Origin of the sequence: Ponticaulis profundi (assembly GCF_042659465.1) — a bacterium.
In the GTDB taxonomy this organism is placed as follows: domain Bacteria; phylum Pseudomonadota; class Alphaproteobacteria; order Caulobacterales; family Hyphomonadaceae; genus Ponticaulis; species Ponticaulis profundi.
Genome location: NZ_JBHSSW010000012.1, coordinates 407,961 through 431,748, shown reverse-complemented (window position 1 = coordinate 431,748; position 23,788 = coordinate 407,961). Strand labels below are relative to the sequence as shown.

General features: G+C 57.3%; 20 protein-coding genes and 1 other RNA gene. 12 read left to right on the top strand and 9 right to left on the bottom strand.

Annotation, left to right across the window (positions count from 1 at the left end):
- Window positions 1-225: 225 nt before the first annotated feature.
- The gene (locus ACFQDM_RS11400; protein ID WP_377379115.1) at window positions 226-849 is read right to left on the bottom strand and encodes a TIGR02466 family protein; all 624 of its coding nucleotides are present in this window, start codon (window positions 847-849) and stop codon (window positions 226-228) included.
- 190 nt (window positions 850-1,039) lie between these two features.
- On the opposite strand from ACFQDM_RS11400, the gene ychF reads away from it, so the two are divergent.
- Both ychF and ACFQDM_RS11390 read left to right on the top strand, forming a co-directional pair.
- The gene (gene ychF, locus ACFQDM_RS11395) at window positions 1,040-2,140 is read left to right on the top strand and encodes a redox-regulated ATPase YchF (RefSeq protein ID WP_377379113.1); all 1,101 of its coding nucleotides are present in this window, start codon (window positions 1,040-1,042) and stop codon (window positions 2,138-2,140) included.
- Between the two features lie 101 nt (window positions 2,141-2,241).
- Window positions 2,242-3,828 (top strand): phage tail sheath family protein, encoded by a 1,587-nt coding sequence (locus tag ACFQDM_RS11390; RefSeq protein WP_377379112.1) that lies wholly within the window; start codon window positions 2,242-2,244, stop codon window positions 3,826-3,828.
- A 58-nt stretch (window positions 3,829-3,886) separates the two neighbouring features.
- Here the strand turns inward: ACFQDM_RS11390 and ACFQDM_RS11385 are convergent, their stop codons facing one another.
- Complete coding sequence (locus ACFQDM_RS11385) at window positions 3,887-4,726, bottom strand: c-type cytochrome (RefSeq protein ID WP_377379110.1); 840 nt, start codon at window positions 4,724-4,726, stop codon at window positions 3,887-3,889.
- Between the two features lie 224 nt (window positions 4,727-4,950).
- On the opposite strand from ACFQDM_RS11385, the gene ACFQDM_RS11380 reads away from it, so the two are divergent.
- The 3 genes from ACFQDM_RS11380 to ACFQDM_RS11370 all read left to right on the top strand — a co-directional run bounded on the left by ACFQDM_RS11380 (window position 4,951) and on the right by ACFQDM_RS11370 (window position 7,064).
- Window positions 4,951-5,787 carry a prephenate dehydratase gene (locus ACFQDM_RS11380; protein ID WP_377379108.1) on the top strand — a complete coding sequence of 279 codons (837 nt, stop codon included), beginning with the start codon at window positions 4,951-4,953 and terminating at the stop codon, window positions 5,785-5,787.
- A 131-nt stretch (window positions 5,788-5,918) separates the two neighbouring features.
- Entirely contained in the window at window positions 5,919-6,347 is a 429-nt protein-coding gene (locus ACFQDM_RS11375) for a YHS domain-containing (seleno)protein (protein ID WP_377379135.1), read from the top strand.
- Between the two features lie 186 nt (window positions 6,348-6,533).
- The gene (locus ACFQDM_RS11370; protein WP_377379106.1) at window positions 6,534-7,064 is read left to right on the top strand and encodes a porin family protein; all 531 of its coding nucleotides are present in this window, start codon (window positions 6,534-6,536) and stop codon (window positions 7,062-7,064) included.
- A gap of 54 nt (window positions 7,065-7,118) precedes the next feature.
- On the opposite strand, the gene nudC is transcribed toward ACFQDM_RS11370, so the two are convergent.
- A complete protein-coding gene (gene nudC / locus ACFQDM_RS11365) occupies window positions 7,119-8,075 on the bottom strand; it encodes an NAD(+) diphosphatase (protein WP_377379105.1) in 957 nt (318 codons plus the stop codon).
- Between the two features lie 137 nt (window positions 8,076-8,212).
- On the opposite strand from nudC, the gene ffs reads away from it, so the two are divergent.
- Window positions 8,213-8,307: signal recognition particle sRNA small type (gene ffs, locus ACFQDM_RS11360), an RNA gene on the top strand.
- Window positions 8,308-8,334: 27 nt separating this feature from the next.
- Here the strand turns inward: ffs and ACFQDM_RS11355 are convergent.
- A complete protein-coding gene (locus ACFQDM_RS11355) occupies window positions 8,335-10,212 on the bottom strand; it encodes a cation:proton antiporter domain-containing protein (protein ID WP_377379103.1) in 1,878 nt (625 codons plus the stop codon).
- A gap of 61 nt (window positions 10,213-10,273) precedes the next feature.
- A complete protein-coding gene (locus ACFQDM_RS11350) occupies window positions 10,274-10,876 on the bottom strand; it encodes a hypothetical protein (protein WP_377379102.1) in 603 nt (200 codons plus the stop codon).
- Between the two features lie 232 nt (window positions 10,877-11,108).
- Between ACFQDM_RS11350 and ACFQDM_RS11345 the strand changes: the two genes are divergently transcribed.
- From ACFQDM_RS11345 to ACFQDM_RS11335, 3 genes are all read left to right on the top strand, one after another.
- Window positions 11,109-12,821, top strand: coding sequence for a DNA polymerase III subunit gamma/tau (locus tag ACFQDM_RS11345; RefSeq protein WP_449301483.1), 1,713 nt, complete (start codon window positions 11,109-11,111; stop codon window positions 12,819-12,821).
- A complete protein-coding gene (locus ACFQDM_RS11340) occupies window positions 12,818-13,141 on the top strand; it encodes a YbaB/EbfC family nucleoid-associated protein (protein ID WP_377379098.1) in 324 nt (107 codons plus the stop codon). The genes ACFQDM_RS11345 and ACFQDM_RS11340 overlap by 4 nt, the downstream gene beginning before the upstream one ends.
- A 222-nt stretch (window positions 13,142-13,363) precedes the next feature.
- Entirely contained in the window at window positions 13,364-14,638 is a 1,275-nt protein-coding gene (locus ACFQDM_RS11335) for a metallophosphoesterase (protein WP_377379096.1), read from the top strand.
- Between the two features lie 250 nt (window positions 14,639-14,888).
- Here the strand turns inward: ACFQDM_RS11335 and ACFQDM_RS11330 are convergent, their stop codons facing one another.
- From ACFQDM_RS11330 to ettA, 3 genes are all read right to left on the bottom strand, one after another.
- Window positions 14,889-16,046, bottom strand: coding sequence for a hypothetical protein (locus ACFQDM_RS11330; protein WP_377379094.1), 1,158 nt, complete (start codon window positions 16,044-16,046; stop codon window positions 14,889-14,891).
- 306 nt (window positions 16,047-16,352) lie between these two features.
- The gene (locus tag ACFQDM_RS11325) at window positions 16,353-17,219 is read right to left on the bottom strand and encodes a hypothetical protein (RefSeq protein WP_377379092.1); all 867 of its coding nucleotides are present in this window, start codon (window positions 17,217-17,219) and stop codon (window positions 16,353-16,355) included.
- Window positions 17,220-17,346: 127 nt separating this feature from the next.
- Window positions 17,347-19,014, bottom strand: a complete 1,668-nt coding sequence (gene ettA, locus ACFQDM_RS11320; protein WP_377379090.1) for an energy-dependent translational throttle protein EttA — start codon at window positions 19,012-19,014, stop codon at window positions 17,347-17,349.
- A 149-nt stretch (window positions 19,015-19,163) separates the two neighbouring features.
- On the opposite strand from ettA, the gene ACFQDM_RS11315 reads away from it, so the two are divergent.
- Both ACFQDM_RS11315 and ACFQDM_RS11310 read left to right on the top strand, forming a co-directional pair.
- A complete protein-coding gene (locus ACFQDM_RS11315) occupies window positions 19,164-19,613 on the top strand; it encodes a hypothetical protein (RefSeq protein ID WP_377379088.1) in 450 nt (149 codons plus the stop codon).
- Between the two features lie 31 nt (window positions 19,614-19,644).
- A complete protein-coding gene (locus ACFQDM_RS11310) occupies window positions 19,645-20,385 on the top strand; it encodes a hypothetical protein (protein ID WP_377379086.1) in 741 nt (246 codons plus the stop codon).
- A gap of 40 nt (window positions 20,386-20,425) precedes the next feature.
- On the opposite strand, the gene ACFQDM_RS11305 is transcribed toward ACFQDM_RS11310, so the two are convergent.
- Window positions 20,426-20,875 carry a hypothetical protein gene (locus ACFQDM_RS11305; protein WP_377379085.1) on the bottom strand — a complete coding sequence of 150 codons (450 nt, stop codon included), beginning with the start codon at window positions 20,873-20,875 and terminating at the stop codon, window positions 20,426-20,428.
- 266 nt (window positions 20,876-21,141) lie between these two features.
- Between ACFQDM_RS11305 and ACFQDM_RS11300 the strand changes: the two genes are divergently transcribed.
- The gene (locus ACFQDM_RS11300) at window positions 21,142-23,724 is read left to right on the top strand and encodes a S9 family peptidase (RefSeq protein WP_377379083.1); all 2,583 of its coding nucleotides are present in this window, start codon (window positions 21,142-21,144) and stop codon (window positions 23,722-23,724) included.
- Window positions 23,725-23,788 lie beyond the last annotated feature (64 nt).

Below are 23,788 nucleotides of genomic sequence, written 5' to 3'. Positions count from 1 at the left end.
CGCACCCCCCTTATCGGTTCCCAGTGACCGAGCGCGACCCGGCAACGGGCGAAGCCTGCCGATCAGAGCCATGCACGACAGCGCATCCGTGTGAGCTCAAAACAAACCCACAAGCAAAGCGCAGACGCAGCCCCACGGAGACGAAGTCTCGGAAACGGTGCGATCCAAAACAAAAACGCCGCAAAGATCTCTCTGCGGCGCTAAAGGCGCATCCGGAAATTCGGATCAGCTCAGATTAAAGCTGATCGAAAGCCTGGGATCATCGGCCATATTCACCATCACCTCATGGCGCAGCCAGCTTTCCCAGAACAGCGCCTGACCAATCTCCGGCTGGAAATAGATGAAGCGTTTCTCATCATCGGCAACATCGCTGCGTAGCGGCGGTGAGTTCATCATAAAAGGCAGACGCGGGTCTTCAAACCGGATGGCTGATGCACCTTCCGGCAGGTCCAGATAGAAGGTCCCGGACAGAATGCTGTTCGGATGGATATGTCCGGAATGCCCGGCGCCCGGGTCCAGCAGGTTTACCCAGTAACTGTCCATGGAAAGCTTGTGCGAGCCCATCTCGAAACCCAGCGCTCTGGCATGCGCATTGGCTGCTTTCACCAGTCGTTTTTCGAGCTCGGCGAAGGCCGGAATGCGCATCGGCAGATCATTCAGCGAGGCATAGGACGTATAGCCCAGATAGCCCTGGCTTTCGCACCAGGCGATGCCCGCTTCATCCTCTTCGGACAACATGAAGACACCGGCTTTCAGTTCATCCATCAGGTCAGCTTCCTTGACCGGATCGACAATGCCAATCTCGTGAATGCTGGTCGCGAAATAGGTTTTCGTGGATGCGTTCGCCATGACGGCCTCTTTCTTTCATGCCCTGCCGCGACCTATGGCCTGAATTGACGCGATTGCAAACGCGCCAAACGGTCTCTCCCCACACGCAGCGGCAGAAATCTGCACGCTGAACGCAACAGAGCCGTGCTCAAGGCTGGTCAGATGCGCTAAATTTGCTATGTGAGCGGCTGCTTTAAGAGGATATGTGCCCATGGGCTTTAAATGCGGAATCGTTGGTCTGCCAAATGTCGGCAAGTCCACGCTCTTCAACGCGCTGACCAAGACGGCAGCTGCGCAGGCCGAGAACTACCCATTCTGCACGATTGAACCGAATGTCGGTGACGTCGCCGTACCGGAACCGCGCCTGAAAAACCTGGCCGCAATCGCTGGCTCCAAGGAAATCATTCCGACACGCATGAACTTTGTCGATATTGCCGGTCTGGTCAAAGGCGCCTCTCAGGGCGAAGGCCTCGGCAACCAGTTCCTGGCCAATATCCGCGAAACCGACGCCGTCGCCTATGTTCTGCGTTGCTTTGAAGACGACGACATCACGCACGTATCCGGCAAGATTGATCCGCTGGCCGACTATGAAGTCGTCGAGACGGAGCTGATGCTGGCCGACCTCGAAAGCCTCGAAAAGCGCCGCACCAACCTTGAGAAAAAAGCCAAGAGCGGCGGCGACAAAGACGCCAAGGAAGCGCTCGCCATGGTGGACCTTGCGCTCGAGCAGCTCAATGCCGGCAAACCTGCCCGCAATGCAGATGTGCCGAAGGATTCGGCCAAAGCCTGGAAAATGCTTCAGCTGCTGACCGCCAAGCCGGTTTTCTACATCGCCAACGTCGATGAAGACTCCGCTGGCGAAGGCAATGAATTTTCGGACGTGGTCAAGAAGCATGCAGAGGCTGAAGGCTCACCCGTTGTCGTGATCTCCGCCAAGATCGAGAGCGAGATCGCCATGCTGGACGAGGAAGAACAGGCTGAATTCCTCGAAACGCTGGGACTTGAAGAACCGGGCCTGAACCGCGTGATCCGCGCTGGCTACGACCTGCTGGGTCTGCAAACCTATTTCACGGTTGGCCCGAAAGAAGCCCGCGCCTGGACCATTCCGGAAGGCGCAACCGCGCCTCAGGCTGCTGGCGTGATCCACGGCGACTTTGAAAAAGGCTTCATTCGCGCAGAAACCATCGCCTATCCGGATTTCATCGCCCACAAGGGCGAGAACGGCGCCAAGGAAGCTGGCAAGATGCGGGCAGAGGGCAAGGAATACATCGTCAAGGATGGCGATGTTCTGCACTTCCGCTTCAACGTCTAACAGACGAGCACTCTACGCCTGATCCGGTCAAATCCCGGTTGACCGCTTGATCCGACCTCCGGTTTGCCCTGATGTTTACGGACATCAGACCGGAGGGGACCTTGGCAGGACCGGCGAACGAATTCACACGGCGACACGCGCTCTCTTTGTCGGGCGCGCTCACCATTTCATCCATTGTGGGTCAGGCTTCAGGCCAGACCTATTCGGCTCCCGGCGTTTATGTCGAGGAATTGTCTCCCGGCCTGGTCGGCAACGTACCAGGCCTGGAAACATCTCTTGCCGCTTTCATCGGTTATACCACCGGGGGCAGCACAGAGCCGCAGCTCGTTACGAACTATAGCGAGTTCATTCGCCTCTTCGGTGATCCCCCGCCGCGCATGTTCGAGCTGGCAGATATAAATCTGTTGTCTGCACGATCCGGTACGACTTCAGCGAAGCTGAAGCTCAAGGAAGCGGCGCAAATCACCTATTTGTATGATGCCGTCCGCCTGTATTTCGAAAATGGCGGCGCGCGTTGCATCATCGCGTCAGCCGGAGAGACAACCAGCTCGCCAGACCGGACAGCGCTTCTTGCTGCGCTGACCCGTCTGAACGATTCATCTCTCGCGTCGCCGACATTGCTCGCCATACCGGACGCTGCGGCGCTATCAAAGGCAGAGTGCTTCACGCTTCAACAGGCCATGCTGGCCGATTGTGACGCCGCACCCAATCGATTTGCGCTCCTCGATATTCCCGGCGGCTTTGCCAAAGCCAGCACGCGATCTGATCCGATAGAGGATTTTCGTCAGGCCATCGGCATGTCTCACCGGACCTTCGGAGCGGCCTATGCGCCCTGGCTGATCGCGCCTTCCAACCGTTCCAGCGATTTCAGCTTTCTCAATCTGACGCCGGATGGTCACAAGCACTTTGGGACGTTCGTGTATGAACATGCTGACATCTTGCTTGGCGCGCTCAGCGCTAAGGACCGCAAGGCCTGCCTCGCTGCACTTGCGGACATAGCAAAGTCCGGCGGCCTGAAGACCAAAGACGCAGACGTGACGCATATTCTGCTGGGCCGAACTCTGCCGCTCTACACGCACATGCTGAAGCAAATGGCCGATATTACGCATTATCTGCCGCCATCTGGCGCGGTTGCCGGTGCCATCGCCCGCCAGGATTCCCGCCGCGGGGTATGGGCCCCGCCTGCCAGTTTGCCCATCACAGGCTCGGTCGGTCTTTCCTACCAGATCACAGATGCCATGCAGGCAGATTTCAACACACCATCTGACGGTTATGCCGTGAATGCCATTCGTGAATTTGAACGGCGCGGCCGCGTGATCTGGGGCGCCAGAACGCTGGACGGTAACTCCAATGACTATCGCTATATCTCGACACGTCGCCTGCTTTCATGGACGGGCGCCTGCGTGCAACAGGCTCTGAAACAGGCAGTCTTTGAGCCCAATGCCGCCCCGCTCTGGCGATCCATTCAGTCGGGCGTCGAAACCTTTCTCTATGATCTATACAGATCAGGCGCGCTTCAGGGCAGCAAACCCGGCGACGCCTTTTTCGCGCGCTGCGGGCTCGGGACCAGCATGACCCAGAGCGACATTGAAAGCGGTCGCCTCGTCGTTGAACTGGGACTTGCGCCACTTCAGCCTGCAGAATTCATCATTCTGCGACTGAGCCAGGATATGGCAGCTCCAGACTGAGCCCAACAAAAAAAGGCGACCCAATGGGCCGCCTTTTCAAATTCAGATCGATGAGTGCTTACTCTTCGGTTGCTTCTTCAGCTTCCTCAGCTGTCTCTTCGACCGCTTCTTCAGCTTCACCAGCAGCGTCTTCAACAGCTTCCGCTGCTTCGCCAGCAGTTTCCTCGGCTTCGACGGCCGCATCTTCTACTGCTTCGCCAGTTTCTTCGGCAGCACCTTCAACCGCTTCCGTTGCTTCTTCGCCTTCAGTCGCTTCCGCGCCCTCTTCACCTTCAGCAGCTTCGCCTTCTTCTTCGCCCTCAGCTTCTTCCGGAAGCGGCTCAGGGAAAGCTGGCGCAGCAGCATTTACAGATGCGAGGTAAGCGATGACGTCTGCACGCTCAGGATCGCGGCGCAGACCTGCAAAGGCCATAGCCGTGCCGGAAACAACGCCTTTTGGATTCAGAAGGAAGTCGTTCAGGTGCTGGTAATCCCATTCCGGACGCTCAGCAGCATGTGCCTGCATCGCAGAAGAGTAACCAAAGCCTGCATGGCTTGCGACCGGACGGCCAACAACGTCGTGAAGGTTTGGACCGGTGCCGTTTGCGCCGCCATCTTCAATCGTGTGGCAGCTAGAGCATTTGGCTTTGAAAGAACGCTCGCCTTTCGACACATCGGCAGCAGCCAGCATGGCGCCCAGGTCGAAAACCTCTTCCTCTTCAGCAGCGCCTTCGCCGCCATCAGAAACTTCGATGTAGTAAGAGAAAGTCTCAGCGATTTTTTCGTTCAGTGAATGTTCGTCGTCTTCATGGTGGCCACCATGATGCGCTTTTCCAAAAACAACATCCGAGAACGTGGCAAGAGCCATGATCGCGAGGACGACTGCCAGAATGGCGCCCGAAATCTTATTAAACAGCATTGGTGTCGAATCCCAACTTGTCCAGCTTGTTGAGCGCTTCTGGCACGCAGAGCGCAGATGTTCAATATTCCAGAGCAAGGAAGTTTGCACTTCTGTCACGTTTCGCGGCGAAGAGACGCAGATTTTTCTGTGATTTATACTCCGCAGACGTCGGATCGGGCATGAACACTTGCTGATTTCGCCGGAGCGTGGTTTTCCTCCCTCCAGTCCAAACGAGGTGTATTATGGCTGGAAAGATAGCTTATCAGGGTGAACGCGGCGCCAATTCAGAGATTGCCTGTAAGGAAGCCTTTCCACATCTTGAAGCCATCCCGCACCGCACCTTTGAAGACGTTTTCAATGCCGTCGAGAATGGTCAGTGTGATCTGGCGATGATCCCCGTCGAGAACACCATTGCGGGCCGCGTTGCAGATATTCACCATCTTCTGCCCGATACAACGCTCTCCATTATTGGTGAGCACTATCTGCGTATCCGTTTTCAACTTATGGCGCTGCCTGGCGCAAAGCTGGAAGACATCAAACGCGCAAAATCCCACGTCATGGCGCTCGGTCAGTGCCGAAGCTTCCTGCGCGAACATGGCATTGAAGCCGTGGTCGCTGCCGATACAGCGGGCGCTGCCCGACAGGTTGCGGAAGCTGGCGACCCTGCTGTCGCGGCCATCGCGCCTGCCCTCGCCTCGGATGTCTATGGCCTCGATATTCTGGCCGAAAACATTGAGGACGCCGATCACAACACAACACGCTTTCTGATTATGCGGCCCGAGCCGAACGATCTGATGGAAGTGCGTAGTCCATGTGTGACCTCGCTCTTCTTCACAGTGCGCAACGTGCCCGCGGCGCTATATAAAGGGCTTGGCGGGTTTGCGACCAACGGCGTCAACGTCACCAAGCTGGAAAGCTATCTCACCGGCGGCTCTTTCACGGCGGCGCAATTCTATGCCGAGTTCGAAGGCCATCCGGACGAGCGCCCGGTTCAGCTGGCGCTCGAAGAGCTTGGCTTTTTCAGCACGCAGATCAAGGTCCTTGGTGTGTTCCCGCGTGCAACGCGCAAACCGGACTGAATGCCCTTCACACGCCTATCCCGGATTCGTGACACCTCGTGTTTCGCCGACACGCTGACGCTCTGCTAAACCAGCCCCGTCAAAAGTGACGGGAGATTTGCATGCCGAAACACATACTCACCATCGCTGGTATGGCGCTCCTTATGGGCGCAGCGTCACCAGCCGCGTTTGCCGACAAGGCTCCGGTCTATACCGGCCTGTTTTCCAATCTGGCGGTTCAGGGCCATGATCCGGTGGCCTATTTTACAGACGGAAAGCCGGTGGAGGGTAAGAAAGCCTTCTCAACCGAGTATCAGGGCGCTGAATTCCGGTTCGCAAGCCAGGAAAACCTGGACCTGTTTCTCGCAGATCCTGAAACCTATGCGCCGCAATATGGCGGATATTGTGCCTGGGCTGTCGCGCAAGGTTACACAGCGAAGGGCAGCGCCGAAAACTGGTCCATCGTCGATGGCAAGCTCTACCTCAATTATAATGACAAGGTTCAGAGCGATTGGGACCAAGACCGACCCGGCTTTATTGCCTCTGCCAATACCAACTGGCCGGACCTGCTTACGGACTAGATCTGCACGCGTTCAAGTCGTGTCTCATGAGGTCTCAATCCTTATTGTGCAAGCGCACTTTTTTGTGACTAAAATCTCATAAACAACTGAGGTTTTTACATTTTTCCGCCATTGAAAACACGTTTTCCGAGAATATCTCCAGCCAACCTCTGAGTTTCGAGGTGTGTTGTTTTTAGGAAATTCACAATGAAAATTAAAATGCTTGCCGCTGCAGCTTTGCTGGCTGTTGCACCCGTCGCCAATGCAGAAGGCTTTTATGCGGACGCAGGCTACAGCTTCCTCAGCCTGGACGATGACGGACTGGATGTCGATGTCGGCGCAATCACCGCTCACGCAGGCTATGAGTTCAACCCATATTTCGCGGTTGAAGGCGAAGCCGGGTTCGGCGTTGATGATGACAATGTCTCAGCGCTTGGCGTGAACGTCAAAGCCGAGCTGGAATCCATGTTCGGCCTTTATGCGCGTGGTCAGTATCCCGTCACACCAGATCTGAATGTGTTTGGTCGCGTCGGCGTGGTTCAGGCGGATGTGAAAGCATCTGCGCTTGGTTTCTCCGAAAGCGCTGATGACACAGGCTTCGCATTCGGTGCAGGCGGCGAATACACATTCGCAAACAATGTCTATCTTCGCGGCGAATACACCCGCCACGAGATTGATGACCTGGATGCAGACGTCTTCGGTCTGTCTGTCGGTTACAAATTCGGTGCCATGAACTAATCGGCCCGCAAATCTTCCGTAAGAGCCCCGGCATTGCCGGGGCTTTTTTATGCCTCAGCTATCGGCCCAGGCTTTCATGACATAATGCGCCACCGCCATTTCAGGCGGCGCATACACTTCCGGATGGTCACCTGACATGATGGCTTGCAGCTCCGCCTTCGAGAACCATCGCGCCTCTTCGATTTCGTTCGGATCGATGGTGATGTCACGGCTTTCCGCTGTCAGATGGATGCCCATCATCAGGGATGATGGAAACGGCCATGGCTGGCAGAAGAGGTATTCAGCCTTTTCCGGCAGACAGACGACGCCTGCTTCTTCAAACACTTCGCGGCAAGCCGCCTGCTCAATGGTTTCGCCCGGCTCGACAAACCCGGCCAGACACGACCAGAAGCCTGGCGGCCAACCGGCTGAACGTCCGAGCAGACACTCATCGCCCAGAATTGGCAGCATGATCGCAACCGGATCGGTGCGCGGGAAATGTTCCGTTCCGCAGCTCGGACACACCCGCTTCCATCCCGCCTCAGTTGGCTCTGATGGCGCGCCGCATTTGGAGCAGAACGCGTGACTGCGATGCCATTCGGTGATGGAGCGCGCGGTCGACACCAGATTGGCTTCCAACAGGGATAGGCTCGCTGCGGCTGCGCGCATATCCTCGAAACTGCCTGCGCCTTCGAGCAACGTGCCACGCAGGGTGAAATCATCCGGCAGACCAACCGCAAAGATCGGCGTGCCATTCTTGTCCTTGCCCATGAAGAGACGAATGGAATCCTTCATGAAGGTCGAGGCATTGGCGCCAAGCCAGACCAGATTGCGCGGCTTGGTATCGAGGCGTGCCCCTGCCGACAGAGACGGCCCGCCCTCACCTTCCATCAAAGGCTGACCATCACGCATCAGAAAGACCAGAACATCCGGACGAGCAAACGCTTCCTCCAGCCAGGCCTCATCTGTTCGGTGATGTGCGGCCCGATCCAGAGGTTTTGCCGCGAGAGGAATGTCGTTTGAGGTCAGCATGTGTCCGTCCCTGAGTCGTGTTTTCAGCTGTCTATGCCATGATTGCGCGCGCCAGCTCCACCCCAATGGCACACGCAGTCGAAAAGGATTGCAATTCACATCTTGCAAACCGGTGCGGTCTTCGCGATATAGGCCGTTGGAGGCTGGCATGGACGAGTGCCTCGCCAACCGGGTCAGGTCCGGAAGGAAGCAGCCCTAACGAGTTTTCCTCGGGTCGTGCCAGTCTCTGCTTATTCCCTCACAAGAAACACGATACATCTCAATCGTCTTTGAGATCGTCACTGAGCTTGTCTTTCAGAGCCGGTCCGAACTGATTGCGGATTTCGCGCACCACGCGGATGAACTCGTCATTCTTGTGAGACGGCGTAAAGAGATCATAGACCGCAGCGGTACGGCGCAGGGATTTCTTGTCGAGCTCTGTGAAGGCATCACTGATGCGCTGCGCTTTTTCCGGCGACGTCCCCATGGCAATCAGAACCGAGCGGCCAATGCGGACCGAACTGTCGAACGTTTCACGGATGATATCGCGGCAGCCCAGCGACCAGAGCTGATAGACGTGTTCGCGATCCACTGCGCGGGCCACGATATGCACATGCGGATAGGTTTCCAGCACATGTTTGACCAGCGTGTTGATCTGTTCCTTGCCGTCGAGTGTCACGACCAGAATGCTGGCGTCTTCAATGCCGGCTGCGCGCAGCAGATCCGGCCGGGTTGCATCCCCATAATAGGCATGAACCCCGAAGGTTTTCAGAATGTTCAAATGCCCCGAATTATAGTCGATCACGGTCGCCTGATGACCCAGTGCCGTGAGCAGATTATCGACAATGCCGCCGACCCGGCCGCGCCCGGCAATGATGATCTTGTGCGTTTCTTCAATCTCGTCAGCTTCGCGATCGGCCTGTTTGCGGGAGAAGATCGGCGCAATCAGCTTTTCCCACATCAGGAAGACGAGCGGCGTGATCAGCATGGATAGGGTGATCGACAAAAGGAGATGATCTGACATCTCATCGGGCAAAATACCCTGCGCATCGGTAAAGGCGAGCAGGACAAAGCCAAACTCCCCCATTTGCGAGAGCCCAAGCGCGACCAGCCAATGCTGCGCGCCGCGTGGCCGGAACGCAAAACAGAGAAGATAGAGAATAACCACTTTGGCCGCCATCACCCCGAAGGTGACCGCAATGATGTTCCGGAAGTCGGACACCAGAAGTCCGAAATCCATGCCCGCGCCGACCGTGATGAAGAACAGGCCCAGAAGCAGGCCGCGAAACGGCTCGATATTCGCCTCAAGCTCGTGGCGATATTCATTATTGGCGAGGACGACGCCCGCGATAAACGTGCCGAGTGCTGGCGAGAGACCAACCAGCGACATGAGCAGAGCAATCCCGACAACAATCATCAGCGCGACAGCGGTGAAGAGCTCATGAACGCGTGTCGCAGCGATGAAGCGGAAAATCGGCCGTGCCAGAAACTGCCCGGCAATCACGACCGCTCCGACGGCTGCGCTGGTCACGATCAGAGCCAGCCAGGTTGGCAGCCCTTCGACGAGACTGAGGCTCTCGCCATGGTCGCCAACAAGTTCGCTTTCACCGCCGCCGTTCGCTGAACTGATCGTCGCCACAAGCTCCGGTGAGGCGAGCAACGGCATGAAAGCCAGCATCGGGATGACCGCAATGTCCTGAAACAGCAGGACCGAGAAACTGGCCTGCCCGCCTTCGCTGCGCGTCCAGCCCTTTTCATTCAGCGTCTGAAGCACAATCGCCGTCGACGACAGAGACAGGATCAGACCCGCCGCCAGCGCGTAGGACCAGCGAATGTCCAGCATCAGACAGGCAATCGTGATCACCAGCGTTGTCAGAATAACCTGACCACCGCCGAGACCAAGAATGCGCATCCGCAGCGACCAGAGCGTTTTCGGATCCAGCTCCAGCCCGATCAGGAACAGCATGATGACCACGCCGAATTCCGCCACATGCTGGATCGCCATCACATCAACATGCAGAAAGCCGAGCAGCGGGCTGATCAGGACACCCGCAATCAGATAGCCCAGCACTGACCCAAGCCCGAATCTGGCTGCGACTGGCACCACCACAATCGCAGCGATCAGAAAGATAAAGGCCAGAAGTAAAAGGTCAGTCATACGTGCTTTCTTAGGTCATATTCAGGGGTCCACACCAGCCGGATCCGGATGCTTGCCGACGCTATTTCAACTGCATCGAGTCGATGAAATCGACATGGAGCACTTTTTGCTCGTCCGTCAGTTCGCGCCCGACAGCATATGTGATCAGCTGATAGGAGCTGTTCGGTTTGGTGACGATCGTGTTGGCATAGACAATCGGCAAATTGTCCACCGCCAGACCATAGGCAACGAACACGGCTTCAGACTCACCAAACATGGTATCGGTATTTTCGAAAACCGTGACAGCGCTGACCGGCACACCGGCGCCGCTGGCAGCATTCTCGATCACAGCCTTGCGCATGAAGTCTTTTGTCAGACCGTCTTCAATGCCGAGATCCTCTACCACAACCATTGCATAATTGCGGTCGTCATAGCGATACATTGCGGCAACCTCGCCGCCGTCATTCGGCATGGCGCGCCATTTCAGCGAACTGCCGCAGAAGGAAAGCTCCCGGCTGATCACCTGGCATTCGGCATCGCCTGCACTTTCATATTCCCAGGAAAAATCGCTGAAAAGAATAACTGTTTTGCCGTCGACCATGGCGCGGCCGACCGCCTCCTGAGCCATGGACGCAGGCAGACATGCCGCAAAAATCATGGCGGCGACTGAAATGACTTTAAACATAGAACTCCCCCGAAATGAGCTACGCAAAGATGTCTCACCGTTCTGAAAGATAGGCAAGTTTCCCGGGCCTCAACCAGCCTTCGCATTCCTACACAAAAAATCGCGCAAACACCTCTCGCATGTCGTTCAAACCCCCTGTAACGTGCCCGCCATGAACGAGTCAGATGATTTCGATGAAGACGAGGATCCAGGCCTCCTGCCCGAACACGAGCAGGATGACCAGACGCCGTCCATGTTCGGTGACACGGCCCCGCCGCCGGAAACCGGTGACGGGAAGAAAAAGGATTCCTATCTCGTCCTGGCGCGCAAATACCGCCCGCAGAGCTTTGCCGATCTGATCGGCCAGGAAACCATGGTCACCACGCTGGCCAATGCGTTTCGCAAGGGCCGGATCGCCCATGCCTTCATGCTGACCGGCGTGCGCGGTATCGGCAAGACGACGACGGCCCGCCTGCTCGCCCGCGCGCTGAATTACGAGACCGACACGGTCGATGGCCCAAGCATTGAGCTCGACCCGCCCGGACGCCATTGTCAGGCTATTATCGAGAGCCGACATCCGGACGTTCTGGAGCTCGACGCGGCCTCCCGAACCGGCGTTGATGACATGCGCGAACTGCTGGATGGTGCCCGCTACACGCCGGTTTCAGCCCGCTATAAAGTCTTCATCATCGACGAAGTGCACATGCTGTCAAAGTCAGCCTTCAACGCGCTTCTGAAGACGCTGGAGGAGCCGCCAGCGCATGTGAAGTTCATCTTCGCGACCACCGAGATCCGGAAAGTTCCGGTGACCGTGCTGTCGCGCTGTCAGCGCTTTGACCTGCGCCGGCTCGATGTCGACCAGCTCTCTGCCCACCTTGCCAATGTCTGCGCCAATGAAGACGCCCGTGTGTCGCCCGAAGGGCTCGCCCTGATTGCCCGCGCTGCCGAAGGGTCGGTCCGTGACGCACTCTCCATTCTCGATCAGGCCATTGTCGGCGCCGAAGACGGCATGGAAACCCCTGCCGAGACGATCCGCGACATGCTGGGACTGGCCGATCGATCCCGCCTGCTCACCCTGTTCGACATGGCTGCCTCCGGCGATCACAAACAGGCGCTGATTGAACTGGACGACCAGATTCAGGCAGGCGCCGACCCGATGATCGTCTTCAAGGACCTGATTGACCTCTCTGTAGAGGTCAGCCGCGCCCGCGTTCTGGGCGATGACTACAAGATCACCGGTCCGGCCGAATGGTCGCGCATGACCCGCGCCATTGCCGAAAAAGTCAGCCCGGCTCAGGCGACCCGCTACTGGCAGATCCTGATGAAAGGCTTTGAAGCCGCCGGTTATGCGCCTGAACCTTCCACTGCGCTGCAGATGACGCTCATCCAGATGGCCGCCGCCGCCCATGTGCCGCCGCCGGAAGATGCCGTCAAAGCCATTCTGGAAGGCAGGATGGGCGGTGCGCCAGCCCCGCAGGACAGCGGAGACCCTCCGTCAAAAAATGACGATGCGGGCGTCACTTCCATGGGACAGCCCGCAACGTTTGAAGGCATTCTGGCTCTGCTCGAAGCGCGCAAGCGCGCAGATCTTCAATATGAATCCGAACGGTTTCTGCGTCCCGGCGATATCCGCTTCGGGCATATGAGCTTTGAACTGACGCCAAACGCGCCCCCATCGCTCGGCCCCGGCCTGCAGAAGTTTCTGAGCGACGAGACCGGCGTCAACTGGCGGTTCGAAGTGGAGCCGTCCAATGCCGAAACCGTTTATGAACGCCGCGAGCGCGAACGCAGAGAACGTATTGACGCGGCGATGAAGGATGAACATCTGGCATCTATCATACAGAGCTTTCCCGGCGCGGAAGTTCTGGATGTCGTGCCACGCAGCGACGAAGACGAGGAAGACGCGGAGAACATCGTGCATGTTGATTTCTCCAGCGACACAGAACGCAGAAAGGAACGCCGATGAAGGATCTCGGCAAGATCATGCGTCAGGCCCAGGAAATGCAGGCCAAGATGCAGGAAGTTCAGGAAAAGGCCGAAAACGTCACTGCCGATGGTGTGGCGGGCGGCGGCATGGTCCGCGTCACGCTGAAAGGCAAGGGCGAGCTGGAAAGTCTGGATATTGATCCCTCCCTGATGGGTGACGATGCGGAAATTCTGGAAGACCTGATCAAGGCCGCCCATGCCGATGCACGCGCGCGCCTCGATGAAGCGGTCCAGAACACGATGAAGGAAGCCACCTCCGGTCTGGAAGGCATGCTCCCCGGCTTCAAAATGCCGTTTTAGCGGACGCTGACATCGCTCCACCGCTGAAACGTCATAGGCATGGATACCAGCCTGCTTTGGTATCTTCGTTTCTTCCGACTAAAAAGCCCCCAAACCTATCCGCCTGCCGACCAGCTCACGCGAGCGTGATCGCGTTCAGGCAAAGTCGACGGATTTGTCGTAAAAGCGTAACAGAGACGCTTTAGCCCGCCCTTTAAACACAGACATGAAAGGGCGGTTCTCATGCGCAATTCACTCTTCACCCTGCTCCCGGTCATGACACTGGCGGCTTGCAGCCATGCCGGTTTCGCGCAGGAGCCCGCAGCAGACGAAACGCGCTCTGCCAAATTCGTGGTCGTCGGCGATACCGGATACATCCCGGCGTATGAGCGCTTTGAAGACGACGACAAGCCGATGCGCACCATCGGCGAGTACATGACGCTGATGTCCGAGGAATGGCTCGAACGCAATGGCAGCATGGAGGGCTTCCGCCCGACGCCATGGGTGTTTGAAACCGCTCTTGGCAGCTATATGGAAGCGAGCGGCATGTGGCCGGTCGCACAGGGCGCAGATGAAATCTGCAAACGGATCGGGTGCGATTTCGCCGCCATGGTCGGCGACAATATCTACCCGGATGGGGCGACGCTCGGCGCGGATGGCATTTCCGATGCCCGCCGGTTCCACGACATGCTGGACCGCCCCTATGGCAAGCTCGGCGAAGGCGTTGAGAACTTCACCATCTACACCATGCTGGGCAATCATGACTGGCACCTTTCGCGCGAAGCCGCGGTCGCGCAGATGGATTACCTGCAGGCGCACCCGAACTTCACCATGCCGAATTTCTTCTACAGCGCTGTGCCCGCCGGCATGGAAGGCTTTGTCGAAATCTTCGTGATCGACACCGAAATGCTGCTCGCCTCCACGACTGTGTATGAGGACAATCTGGACGCCGAAGGCAATGAAGTGCGCACCGGCGAACTCGACAGCTGGGATGACTATGTCAAACCCGCCACGCCGGACGAAAAACGCATGGTGGAATGGCTGGAAGAGTCCCTCGCCGCCTCTGATGCACACTGGAAAGTCGTGATCGGCCACCATGCCGTCTGGTCGGGCGGCGGCAGCAAATTCGAGAAAGCGCATGCCCTGCGCGCGCTCTATATGGACAGCCTGTGTGAATATGCCGATGTCTATATCTCCGGCGATGATCACATGACCGAGGTTTATTCCGATGCCTGCGGCGCAGAGGGCGAGGACGCCCGGCCTGTCCTGCCGACACTGGTGTCCGGCGCCGGTTCGAAATATCGCCCGCTGCACCCGAAATTCCACGCCAATCAGCTCGCCAATAATCCGGGCCTGACCAATTACTATTCGCGCGGGTCTGACTGGGGCTTTCTGCATCTCGAACTCGATGAAGATGAGCTGACGGTGAATGTCTTCTCTTCGCCGACGGATATGTCCGGCCGCCCGATTGATGAAGGCAGCTATGTCTTTCAGCGCCGCTCTCAGCTGGCAGAATAAGGGTAGCCACGGCTTGTTCCTCGCCTGCGGCTCGGCCGCTCTGCGCCCAGCCCGGTCGGGCTGTTGGGGAACACAGCCTCACGAGCAAGGCGAAGGCGCAGCACCGCCAAGTCGAAGACGCGGCGCAGGTGCGAGCAAACACAAAAAACAAGGCAATTGAGAAAACTCAGGCATGGATACCAGCCTTCGCTGGTATCTGCGGTGGAGAGGATGCGCCACTATCGCCCCACGCGGTATCGCGGGGGCGGTGTCAGGCAAATGATCGGATCTGAGGGGGATCGGGCGGCTTGAAGCGCTCGAAACCGGGCAGGTCCGGCGGCTCGGCTTCCGGGAAAACACCCAGTGCCACCAGCGCAGACCTTGCGCGATAATGCAGGGAATTCAGGTCGTCTCGCTCGGCTTCATCGGCGCAGTTTCGCCAGAGCTCATCGGGCGGCAGCCAATGGATCAGCGGCTCGAAATAGAGCTGCGGGATAGGAGTTTTTTGGGCTTGCGATGAGGCGCGCTCAGGGCTGTATCCTTTGCTTCCCGCTTCGCTGCGCTCTCGCGATGAAGCGGGCTCAGGGCTGCTTTTGTTTTGCTCTCGTGAGCCTGACGGCTCACATAGAGCGCGCTCAGGGCTGCTTCTTTTTTGCTCTCGTGAGCCTGACGGCTCACATAGAGCGCGCTCAGGGCTGCTTCTTTTTTGCTCTCGTGAGCCTGACGGCTCACATAGAGCGTGCTCAGGGCTGTTCGGGCTTCCGGGATGACAAGGAAGCGTCAAAGAGAAATCGTCATCCCGGGCGAAGACCCGGGATCCAGAACCATCCATATGAAGCACACGGGCGGCGAGGCGTTCGGCCATTTTATCAGCCCGCTGAAGCAGTTTCGGCAGGCGCGCCAGCCGGGCAAGCACGGCCCCCGCATCCACAATCTCGCGGTCATCTGGCAGATATTTGTAACGCGCGCGCCAGCGACGCGGCTTGCGACCCGCCGCGTCATTCGGGCAAGGCGTCGCGATGGAGAAACTATTCAGCCGCACGCGGTCTGACAGGGCATCGCGCAGCGCCTGATCCTGTTCAATCATCCAGGTGTTGGGCGGCGGGTCATTCGGGTGCGCCGGGCGGGCAACACGCGGTGTCAGGGTGAGGCCGTCAGCAAAACCGGGCTCGTCTCTTGCGCGTTGCAACAGCTCTGCGGCGAGCCACAGGATGAAACATCGCAGCGTGTATTCCATGCGCCGCACCTGCAGGATCAGGGTATTTTTTGCGCCCAGCATCATGTTTGACGGGCGTCTTGCCGGGTCTTCCTCCGGCTCCAGAGCATCTTCTGCATAGCCTGCGATCCGGGCCATGAAGCCCGCCAGGCGCGCGGCGATCTCCGTGAAAACGGGGCGCAGATCAACAGATTTGGATGCGGGCTCTGACATGTGTGCCAGTATGTGGGGCACTGCGCCGGTGTGGGATTAGTTTTTGGTTTTTACGCTGGATCCCGGATCAGGTCCGGGATGACAGCGGTGGGTTTTTGGGGGCTTTCCCCTTCAATCCGGCGATACCAGACTTGATCTGGTATCCATGCCAGAGCGTGAGGCAAGTGCCCGGTTCAAAGGCTCAGGCATGGGTTCCAGCCTGCGCTGGAACCTGCGGTGTGGTGAGAGTTTCCGGTGAAAGAGGGCTGGGTCCCGGATAGTGCTTGGCGCTTACCTTGTTGCCAACGCCTCACGTCCCGACGTCAGTCAATTTTCAGTGGCGACAATTGGAATGCTGTCCCATTTACCGTCAATGCAAGTGGCAATGCTGTTCGTCATTCCAAAGCCGGATTTCCTGATGTTGAAGGCATTCGTGCGGAGTTCAGTTTCCGCCCACCCTGGTCTCCCCTCGTCCAATCGACTTCGAATAATTGTCTCACGATCGATAACCCAGAAAGCCTGATCTTCGCTTTCCGCAGAGCAAACGCCAGGAAGAAGTGGATAGCTCGTGCCGAGACCATTTTCCGTCGATATCAGAGAAAGCGATCCATAAGAGTCCTCATACACATCACCCATCCGAACACGAATATTGGCTGCTGCACGTTCGTAGAGCTCCTGATCGATGCTGATGCCTTTCTCTTCCAGCTCTGCAACTGTCACGAAGCGGAGTGTTTCCGGACTGTCAAAAGCCAATGTTTGAGCCAGATCCGCCACAAATGGCCATGTCACCAAAGCATCCGAATAGTCTGGTGCGGCATCCATGTAGGTGTCCGGTCGCAGCACAAGAACCAGTCCCGCCAAGAAAGCTTCATCATCCAGTTTTTCTGAAGGCCCCTCTGGCTGAACATCCTCAAGACGCCCAATCACACGATCCATTATGACGTCGATATTGTCAGGCTCAACCGTGTAAAGCTGGTAGGAGTTGTCGACGAATATCTGCCCTTCCGCAGCTTTCTCGCCGTCCGTCTTGAAGGTGATACTCGTCTCGTTGAGCGGCTCGAACGTGAAATCCGGATACGTTTGTTGCAGTTGAAGCAACATATCGTCCCGAAAGTCCCGAATGGTCATGAGCTCTTCGGCAAGAACCGGACGCACGAATGTCAGCAACATTCCCAAAATTACCAGCATACGCATGCGCAACCCCCTCATCACAACCAAAACAGGAAACCAGAATTGGTGCGAGCTGTCATCCGCTTTATGCGTGGAAGTTGACCGCGAGATCACGAACAAAAAAGGCAGCCTTTGGCTGCCTTTTTTCGAATTATGCCCGAGAGAACTTCTTGAATTTTGGACGTTTTGGCTCGACGGCTTCGGCGCCGAGGCGGCGTTTCTTGTCTTCCCAGTAAGCCGAGAAGTCGCCTTCAAACCATTCGACGTGTGAATCGCCTTCAAAGGCGAGAATGTGCGTACACATCCGGTCGAGGAACCAGCGGTCGTGCGAGATGACCACAGCGCAGCCCGGGAAGTTTTCGAGACCTTCCTCAAGTGCCTGCAGCGTTTCGACGTCGAGGTCGTTGGTCGGTTCGTCAAGCAGCAGCAAATTGGCGCCGGATTTCAGCATTTTGGCCAGGTGGACGCGGTTGCGCTCACCACCAGAGAGCACGCCGACCGGCTTTTGCTGGTCAGAGCCCTTGAAGTTGAACGCACCGACATAGGCGCGCGAATTCACTTCCACACCGCCCAGATCGATGACGTCTGTACCGCCGGAGATTTCCTGCCAGACAGTTGCCTTGTCATCGAGCGCGTCACGCGACTGGTCGACATAGCCGAGCTTGACGGTATCGCCGACGCGCAGCGTACCGGCATCCGGCTCTTCCTGACCGATGATCATTTTGAACAGGGTGGATTTACCCGCACCGTTCGGACCGATGACACCGACAATACCACCCGGCGGCAGTTTGAATTCCAGATCCTCAATGAGGAGCTTGTTGCCAAAGCCTTTGCGCAGGCCTTCAGCTTCGAGCACGACATTACCCAGACGCGGACCCGGCGGAATGCGGATCTGCGCCGTCATGACCTTTTCCTGCTCGGCCTTGCTCGCCATTTCCTCATAGCGGGAGATACGGGCCTTGGACTTGGCCTGACGGGCTTTCGCACCGGCGCGAACCCATTCGAGTTCCTTGGACAGGGTGCGCTTGCGGGAGGCTTCCTCGCGCGCTTCCTGTTCCATGCGCTTGGCTTTCTGCTCCACCCATGAGGAGTAGTTGCCTTCGTATGGAATGCCTTTGCCGCGGTCGAGTTCGAGAATCCAGCCCGTCACCTGGTCAAGGAAGTAACGGTCGTGGGTGACGAGAATCACACAGCCGGTGAAGTTGACGAGATAGTTCTGAAGCCAGGCGACCGTTTCCGCATCGAGGTGGTTGGTCGGTTCGTCCATGATGATCATGTCTGGCTTGGAGAGCAGCAAGCGGACAATCGCGATCCGGCGGATTTCACCCCCTGACAGCTTGGTCACATCGGCGTCTTCATCCGGGCAGCGCAGCGCGTCCATCGACATGCGGATCTTGGAATCGATATCCCAGGCGTCGGCAGCATCGATCTGTTCCTGCAGCGCCGTCATTTCTTCCATCAGTTCGTCGGAGTATTCCTCCGCCATCTTGTTGGAGACCTCATTGAACTTGTCGAAGAGGATTTTTTCCGGGCATTCAGAGATCACGTTTTCCCAGACAGACTTTTCCGGGTCGAGATGCGGCTCCTGCGGGAGATAGCCAATCTTGGTGCCATCCGCTGCGCGGGCTTCACCGTTAAATTCCTTGTCTTCCTGCGCCATGATGCGCAGCAGGGTCGATTTACCCGAGCCGTTGACACCGACCACACCAATCTTCGCATCCGGCAGAAAAGACAGGTGAATGTTTTCGAACACCTTCTTGCCGCCTGGATAGGTCTTGGTGAGACCCTGAAGCTGATAGATGTATTGATAAGAGGCCATGTAGCGGGCTTTCTGCTGAACTGGATGAATGAAGGCTGTGTGTGCCGCAAATGCCGCACAAGTTCAATATGCACGCGACTGTCATTCGTTATTCGCGGCGCTTGTCTGTCAGGTTATAGGGGAAACGGGACACGCAAAAGGGGACACGCATGACAAAGCGGCTGACAGGCGCAGGATTTCTGCTCTGCGCACTTCTGCTGACGGCTTGTGAGCCGGGGATAGAAAGCACCGGAGGCGCTGAACCGCCGACGCCATCAACACCGACATCGCAGCCGCAAACGGTCATCGATGAGAAGGCCTGCGAAAAAGCGCTTCAGGGCAAGGTCGCCCGCACACCTGGCGGCAGCAGGGACTGGCCCGCAGAAGACATTGCCGATCTGTGTCTTGAGCAGGAAACATCAACAGAGCCAGCCAGATGTTTTGATGGCCTGATGAATGGGGATATCAGATGGCGCGACACAGACGAATGGCGCTTTGACGACGTGATCGAACTCTGTAGAAATGCGCATAAGGCAAGCTCGGTCATCAGTTGCGTTCAAGCCGCAGACCGGTCGGGCAAGAGTCTTGCGCGCTCCATTCAGGGCTGCGGAAGATCCTGAGCGGGCGGGTGAAGCGCAATATGGGACTTTCATGACAGACAAACCGAAACCGACACCAATCGGCCTGAACGAGATTGCTGAAGATGCATTCGGGCTGAGCCTGCGCGGGTTCAGAACCATGTGGATTGCACTGCGCAAGCCGCAGCGTGTGTTTGACGCGGCCCGCTCTCTGGACTGGCTGGGCGGACGGTTCACCCCATCTGTGCGGCTGGTCTTCTCCATTCTCGCAGTCATGACGGCGCTGCGCTTTTTATGGGCGGGCGAGCAATCGGTGCTGTATGGCATGGTCGATCTGGCGGTCGGATCGGCCAATGCGTTCAGCGAGCACATGGCGCATGAGGAATTCGTCGAAAGCCTGCTCGACCATTTCGTCTTCTTCTTTCCGCTCACCTATATGGCGCTGCATGTGCTAGCGGTGCTGGGACTGCGCATCTGGGGACGCGGCACGGGCTATGCGCTGAGGCTGCGTCTGCATTTCGTCGCTCTGATCCCGTCCACCCTGTTCACACTGATCGGCACGCCGGCCTTTTCCGCTTTTTCGGCCGAGAGCTGGCGCATTATCGGCCCGGTCTTCATGGTGGCGCTGCTTGCCATCGACTTCACGACGGTGATGCGCGGCGGGGCCGCCGGCGCAGGCACGTTCGGCAAGGTCTGGCGCTCCGGCCTGTTTGCGCTGGTGAATTTCGTGATTTCCTTCATCACCAACACGCTCGCCATCATGCTGGCGCAGATCTGGATGATGACCACAATCGAACTGAGCGCCGCGAGCTAGGCCGCGGCAGCGTTGTTTGCGAGATTTTCAGACGTACGACCTAGCGAAGAATGGTGCAATTGCTGCGCAGACGGTCATAGCGGCGGAAGGCTTCTGCCCGCAGATCCTCATTGATCTCATAGGCAATGGCATCGACGTCCAGCGCCGCCAGATCCATGCCGAGATCACGTGACAGCATGAACCAGGCAAGTGCGCCGGCAAGATCGGGCGCAAAGTCGCCGCCATCGCGGCAGGCCAGTCCGAGCTTGAACGCACATTCAGCTTCGCCATATTCCAGCGCACCGAGCGACCAGTACCGATAGGCAAGGCCTGCGTCGTGGAACACGCCGCGTCCTGCCATGAGCATATTTCCATAATCGCCCGCCGCCCGGCCATGGCCCAGGTCAGCGGCCTGTTTCATGAGACCCGCCGCAGTCTGGCGTTCTTCCTCGCTGTCAGCGACGGCCGAAATCCGCAAAGCGGTCTCAAAAAGGGAATGCGCTTCAGTCATGGTCACAATGTGGGGGCACACCCGGCTTTCTGACAATGCCTCGCCCTGCCTAATCCCCGACTTATGCCCAAACTATTCCGTCTGACCGGAAGGAAATTGGCAAATGCCCGAAGAACGAGCATAGTCTGACCAATTTTACGGGCCTCTCAGAATGAGTTTTGCGCAAATTTTATGACAATTTGATTCGTCAGCAACGCTCTTGCGTCAGCAAAACCAGCGTCATAAGCCTGAGCAACATGTATTTTGAGTGCCCATTGAGGATCGCAATGAAGTTTTCCGGCCTGGTCGCCAGCCTCTTTCTCTTCTCATCAACAGGACTTGCCATGGCAGACACCGCCTCCGCCCAGAGCGCATCTGGATCAGAATCTGGCCAATTGCTGACCATTGAACGGCTCTATGCCTCGCCATCCCTGAACGGTCCGACGGCAAAGGGTGTGAAATTCTCTCCGGACGGGCAGCGGGTCACCTTTCTGAAGGCCCGCGCTGAGGATTCCGCGCGCTATGATCTCTGGCAGTTTGATGTGGCGACCGGTGAGCAGAGCCTACTGGTGGATTCAACCCTGCTGGAACCGGAAGAGGTTGAGCTCTCCGAAGCGGAAAAGGCGCTACGTGAGCGCAAGCGGATCGCCGGACAGAAGGGCATTGTCAGCTATGACTGGGGCACGGCGAACACCATTCTTGTGCCGATTGGCGGCGATCTGCATCTGGTGACATTGCACGCCAGCTCCTGGATTGGCCTGAAGCCGGGCGCTGAAACCCATGGTCTGACAATGGCGTCACTGGCCGAACAGCTCGGTGATGTGTTTTTCGGCGAATACGGCGCTGAAGGGCACAGTCTGGACCGGCAGAGCGGTGAGCTACGTCAGCTCAAAGTGCTCGACTCCGCAGAAGAGACCGTGACCTCACCGGAATTTCGCAACCGCCTGGTATCGACACCAGAAGGAGAGGCGGTCGCATTGGGCGATGTGGTGGCATTGAGCATCAAAACCGATGTGTCGGAGGTACGCCAGCTCACACAGACCGAGGCGTTTGAATACGATGCCCGCGTCTCACCGCGCGGCAATTATGTCAGCTTTATCCGCGATGGCGCGCTGTTCGTGATTGAACTGGCGACAGGCAAGGAAACCCAGATCACCCCCGATGCCGAACCGGAAAATGCCATCTCCTATGGCGTGGCGGAGTTCGTCGCGCAGGAAGAAATGAGCCGCTATACCGGTTATTGGTGGAGCCCGGATGAAAGCTATGTCGCCTACACCAAAGTGGATGAGAGCACGGTCGATGTGATCGAGCGCTTTGACATTGCCGCCGATAAAACCACCGTCATCGACCAGCGCTATCCGCGCGCCGGACGCCCGAACGCGATTGTTGATCTGTTCGTTCGGAATATCGAGACAGGTGAAACGGTTCAGATTGACTGGCGACGCGAAGACTGGGGACCGGCAACGGACCAGTATCTGGCGCGTGTGAACTGGACCTTTGTCCATTCAGGTGCACGCATTCTGTCCGTCCAGCGTGTGGATCGGGATCAGACAAAGATTGATGTGTTCAACGCCTATATTGAGCCACGAAACCCGGAGCTGGAGGTTATGGATACGTCCAGCTTCGATCTCGACGTTCAGGATAAATGGGTCAATCTGAGTTCCGACTATATCAATAATGGCATCGGCTTTATTCGTACAAATGAAACCACTGGTTTCCGACATATTCTGCTCACGCCCCCAGAAGCCGGCGAGGCTACACAACTCACTCAGGGCGAATGGGTCGTCTCGAAGATTGAAGGTAGCAACGAAGAAAACGGTCTGGTCTTCTTCACCGGCTTCAAGGATACGCCGCTTGAGAAGCATCTTTACTCGGTGCCTGTTGATGGCGGCAAAGCCGTCCGCATCACAGAAGCGGGCAAGTCATGGGCCATCACGATGAGCCCGGATGGGAAATCCTTCGTCGGTACGTCGTCTTCGCCGACACAGCCGCCTCAGACCGGGCTCTATACCGCCGAAGGTGAACTGATCGCGTGGATTGAGGAAAACAGGCTGGATGAAAACCATCCCTACTTCCCTTACCTCGAAAACCACACCACGCCGACCTTTGGCACGCTGACGGCAGAAGACGGTCAGACGCTGCATTACAGCTATCAGACGCCGCCTGATTTCGACCCGAACAAGCAATATCCGGTGATTGTGGAGGTCTATGGCGGACCGCATGTTCAGACGGTTGATCGTGACTGGGAAAAACTGTCGGACGTCTTCTACACCCATCAGGGCTATATCGTGTTCCGGCTCGACAATCGTGGCTCCTGGAACCGAGGCAAGGCATTCGAAGACGTGATCTATCGCCAGACCGGCGGACCGGAGGTGCGTGACCAGCTGAAAGGTGTCGAATGGTTGAAAGAACAGTCCTTCGTCGACGCAGACCGGATCGCCATTCAGGGCTGGAGCTATGGCGGGTATATGACGCTGATGACGCTGTTGCAGGCCGAACCGGACACGTTTGCAGCGGCCGCTTCAGGGGCCCCGGTCACAGACTGGTCGCTCTATGACACCTTCTATACCGAGCGCTATATGGACACGCCGCAGGACAATGCGGATGGGTATGAGAAGTCGTCCGTCTTCTATCATCTGGACAAGTGGGAGGGCGATCTGCCGCCGCTTCTTCTGATGCATGGCATGGCGGATGACAATGTGACCTTCGACAATATGACCCGGCTAATGGCTGAGCTGCAGCAGCGCGGACTGTTGTTTGATGTGATGACCTATCCGGGCCAGCGCCATGGCATCCGCGGCGAAGCCCTGCAAATCCATCTGATGAAGACGCGGATGCGGTTCCTGAGCCGGTATTTCAAAAGCGAATAATCGGCAGAGCGAGCATAATTGCTTCGTCTGATTGGAACTATGGAGGGGATTGCAGGCAATCCCT

Coding starts and splice junctions, on each gene's coding strand:
- ACFQDM_RS11400 (WP_377379115.1), bottom strand. CDS start 849: ATGGCGAACGCATCCACGAAAACCTATTTCGCGACCAGCATTCACGAG.
- ychF (WP_377379113.1), top strand. CDS start 1,040: ATGGGCTTTAAATGCGGAATCGTTGGTCTGCCAAATGTCGGCAAGTCC.
- ACFQDM_RS11385 (WP_377379110.1), bottom strand. CDS start 4,726: ATGCTGTTTAATAAGATTTCGGGCGCCATTCTGGCAGTCGTCCTCGCG.
- ACFQDM_RS11380 (WP_377379108.1), top strand. CDS start 4,951: ATGGCTGGAAAGATAGCTTATCAGGGTGAACGCGGCGCCAATTCAGAG.
- ACFQDM_RS11375 (WP_377379135.1), top strand. CDS start 5,919: ATGGCGCTCCTTATGGGCGCAGCGTCACCAGCCGCGTTTGCCGACAAG.
- ACFQDM_RS11370 (WP_377379106.1), top strand. CDS start 6,534: ATGAAAATTAAAATGCTTGCCGCTGCAGCTTTGCTGGCTGTTGCACCC.
- nudC (WP_377379105.1), bottom strand. CDS start 8,075: ATGCTGACCTCAAACGACATTCCTCTCGCGGCAAAACCTCTGGATCGG.
- ACFQDM_RS11355 (WP_377379103.1), bottom strand. CDS start 10,212: ATGACTGACCTTTTACTTCTGGCCTTTATCTTTCTGATCGCTGCGATT.
- ACFQDM_RS11350 (WP_377379102.1), bottom strand. CDS start 10,876: ATGTTTAAAGTCATTTCAGTCGCCGCCATGATTTTTGCGGCATGTCTG.
- ACFQDM_RS11345 (WP_449301483.1), top strand. CDS start 11,109: ATGTTCGGTGACACGGCCCCGCCGCCGGAAACCGGTGACGGGAAGAAA.
- ACFQDM_RS11340 (WP_377379098.1), top strand. CDS start 12,818: ATGAAGGATCTCGGCAAGATCATGCGTCAGGCCCAGGAAATGCAGGCC.
- ACFQDM_RS11335 (WP_377379096.1), top strand. CDS start 13,364: ATGCGCAATTCACTCTTCACCCTGCTCCCGGTCATGACACTGGCGGCT.
- ACFQDM_RS11330 (WP_377379094.1), bottom strand. CDS start 16,046: ATGTCAGAGCCCGCATCCAAATCTGTTGATCTGCGCCCCGTTTTCACG.
- ACFQDM_RS11325 (WP_377379092.1), bottom strand. CDS start 17,219: ATGCGTATGCTGGTAATTTTGGGAATGTTGCTGACATTCGTGCGTCCG.
- ettA (WP_377379090.1), bottom strand. CDS start 19,014: ATGGCCTCTTATCAATACATCTATCAGCTTCAGGGTCTCACCAAGACC.
- ACFQDM_RS11315 (WP_377379088.1), top strand. CDS start 19,164: ATGACAAAGCGGCTGACAGGCGCAGGATTTCTGCTCTGCGCACTTCTG.
- ACFQDM_RS11310 (WP_377379086.1), top strand. CDS start 19,645: ATGACAGACAAACCGAAACCGACACCAATCGGCCTGAACGAGATTGCT.
- ACFQDM_RS11305 (WP_377379085.1), bottom strand. CDS start 20,875: ATGACTGAAGCGCATTCCCTTTTTGAGACCGCTTTGCGGATTTCGGCC.
- ACFQDM_RS11300 (WP_377379083.1), top strand. CDS start 21,142: ATGAAGTTTTCCGGCCTGGTCGCCAGCCTCTTTCTCTTCTCATCAACA.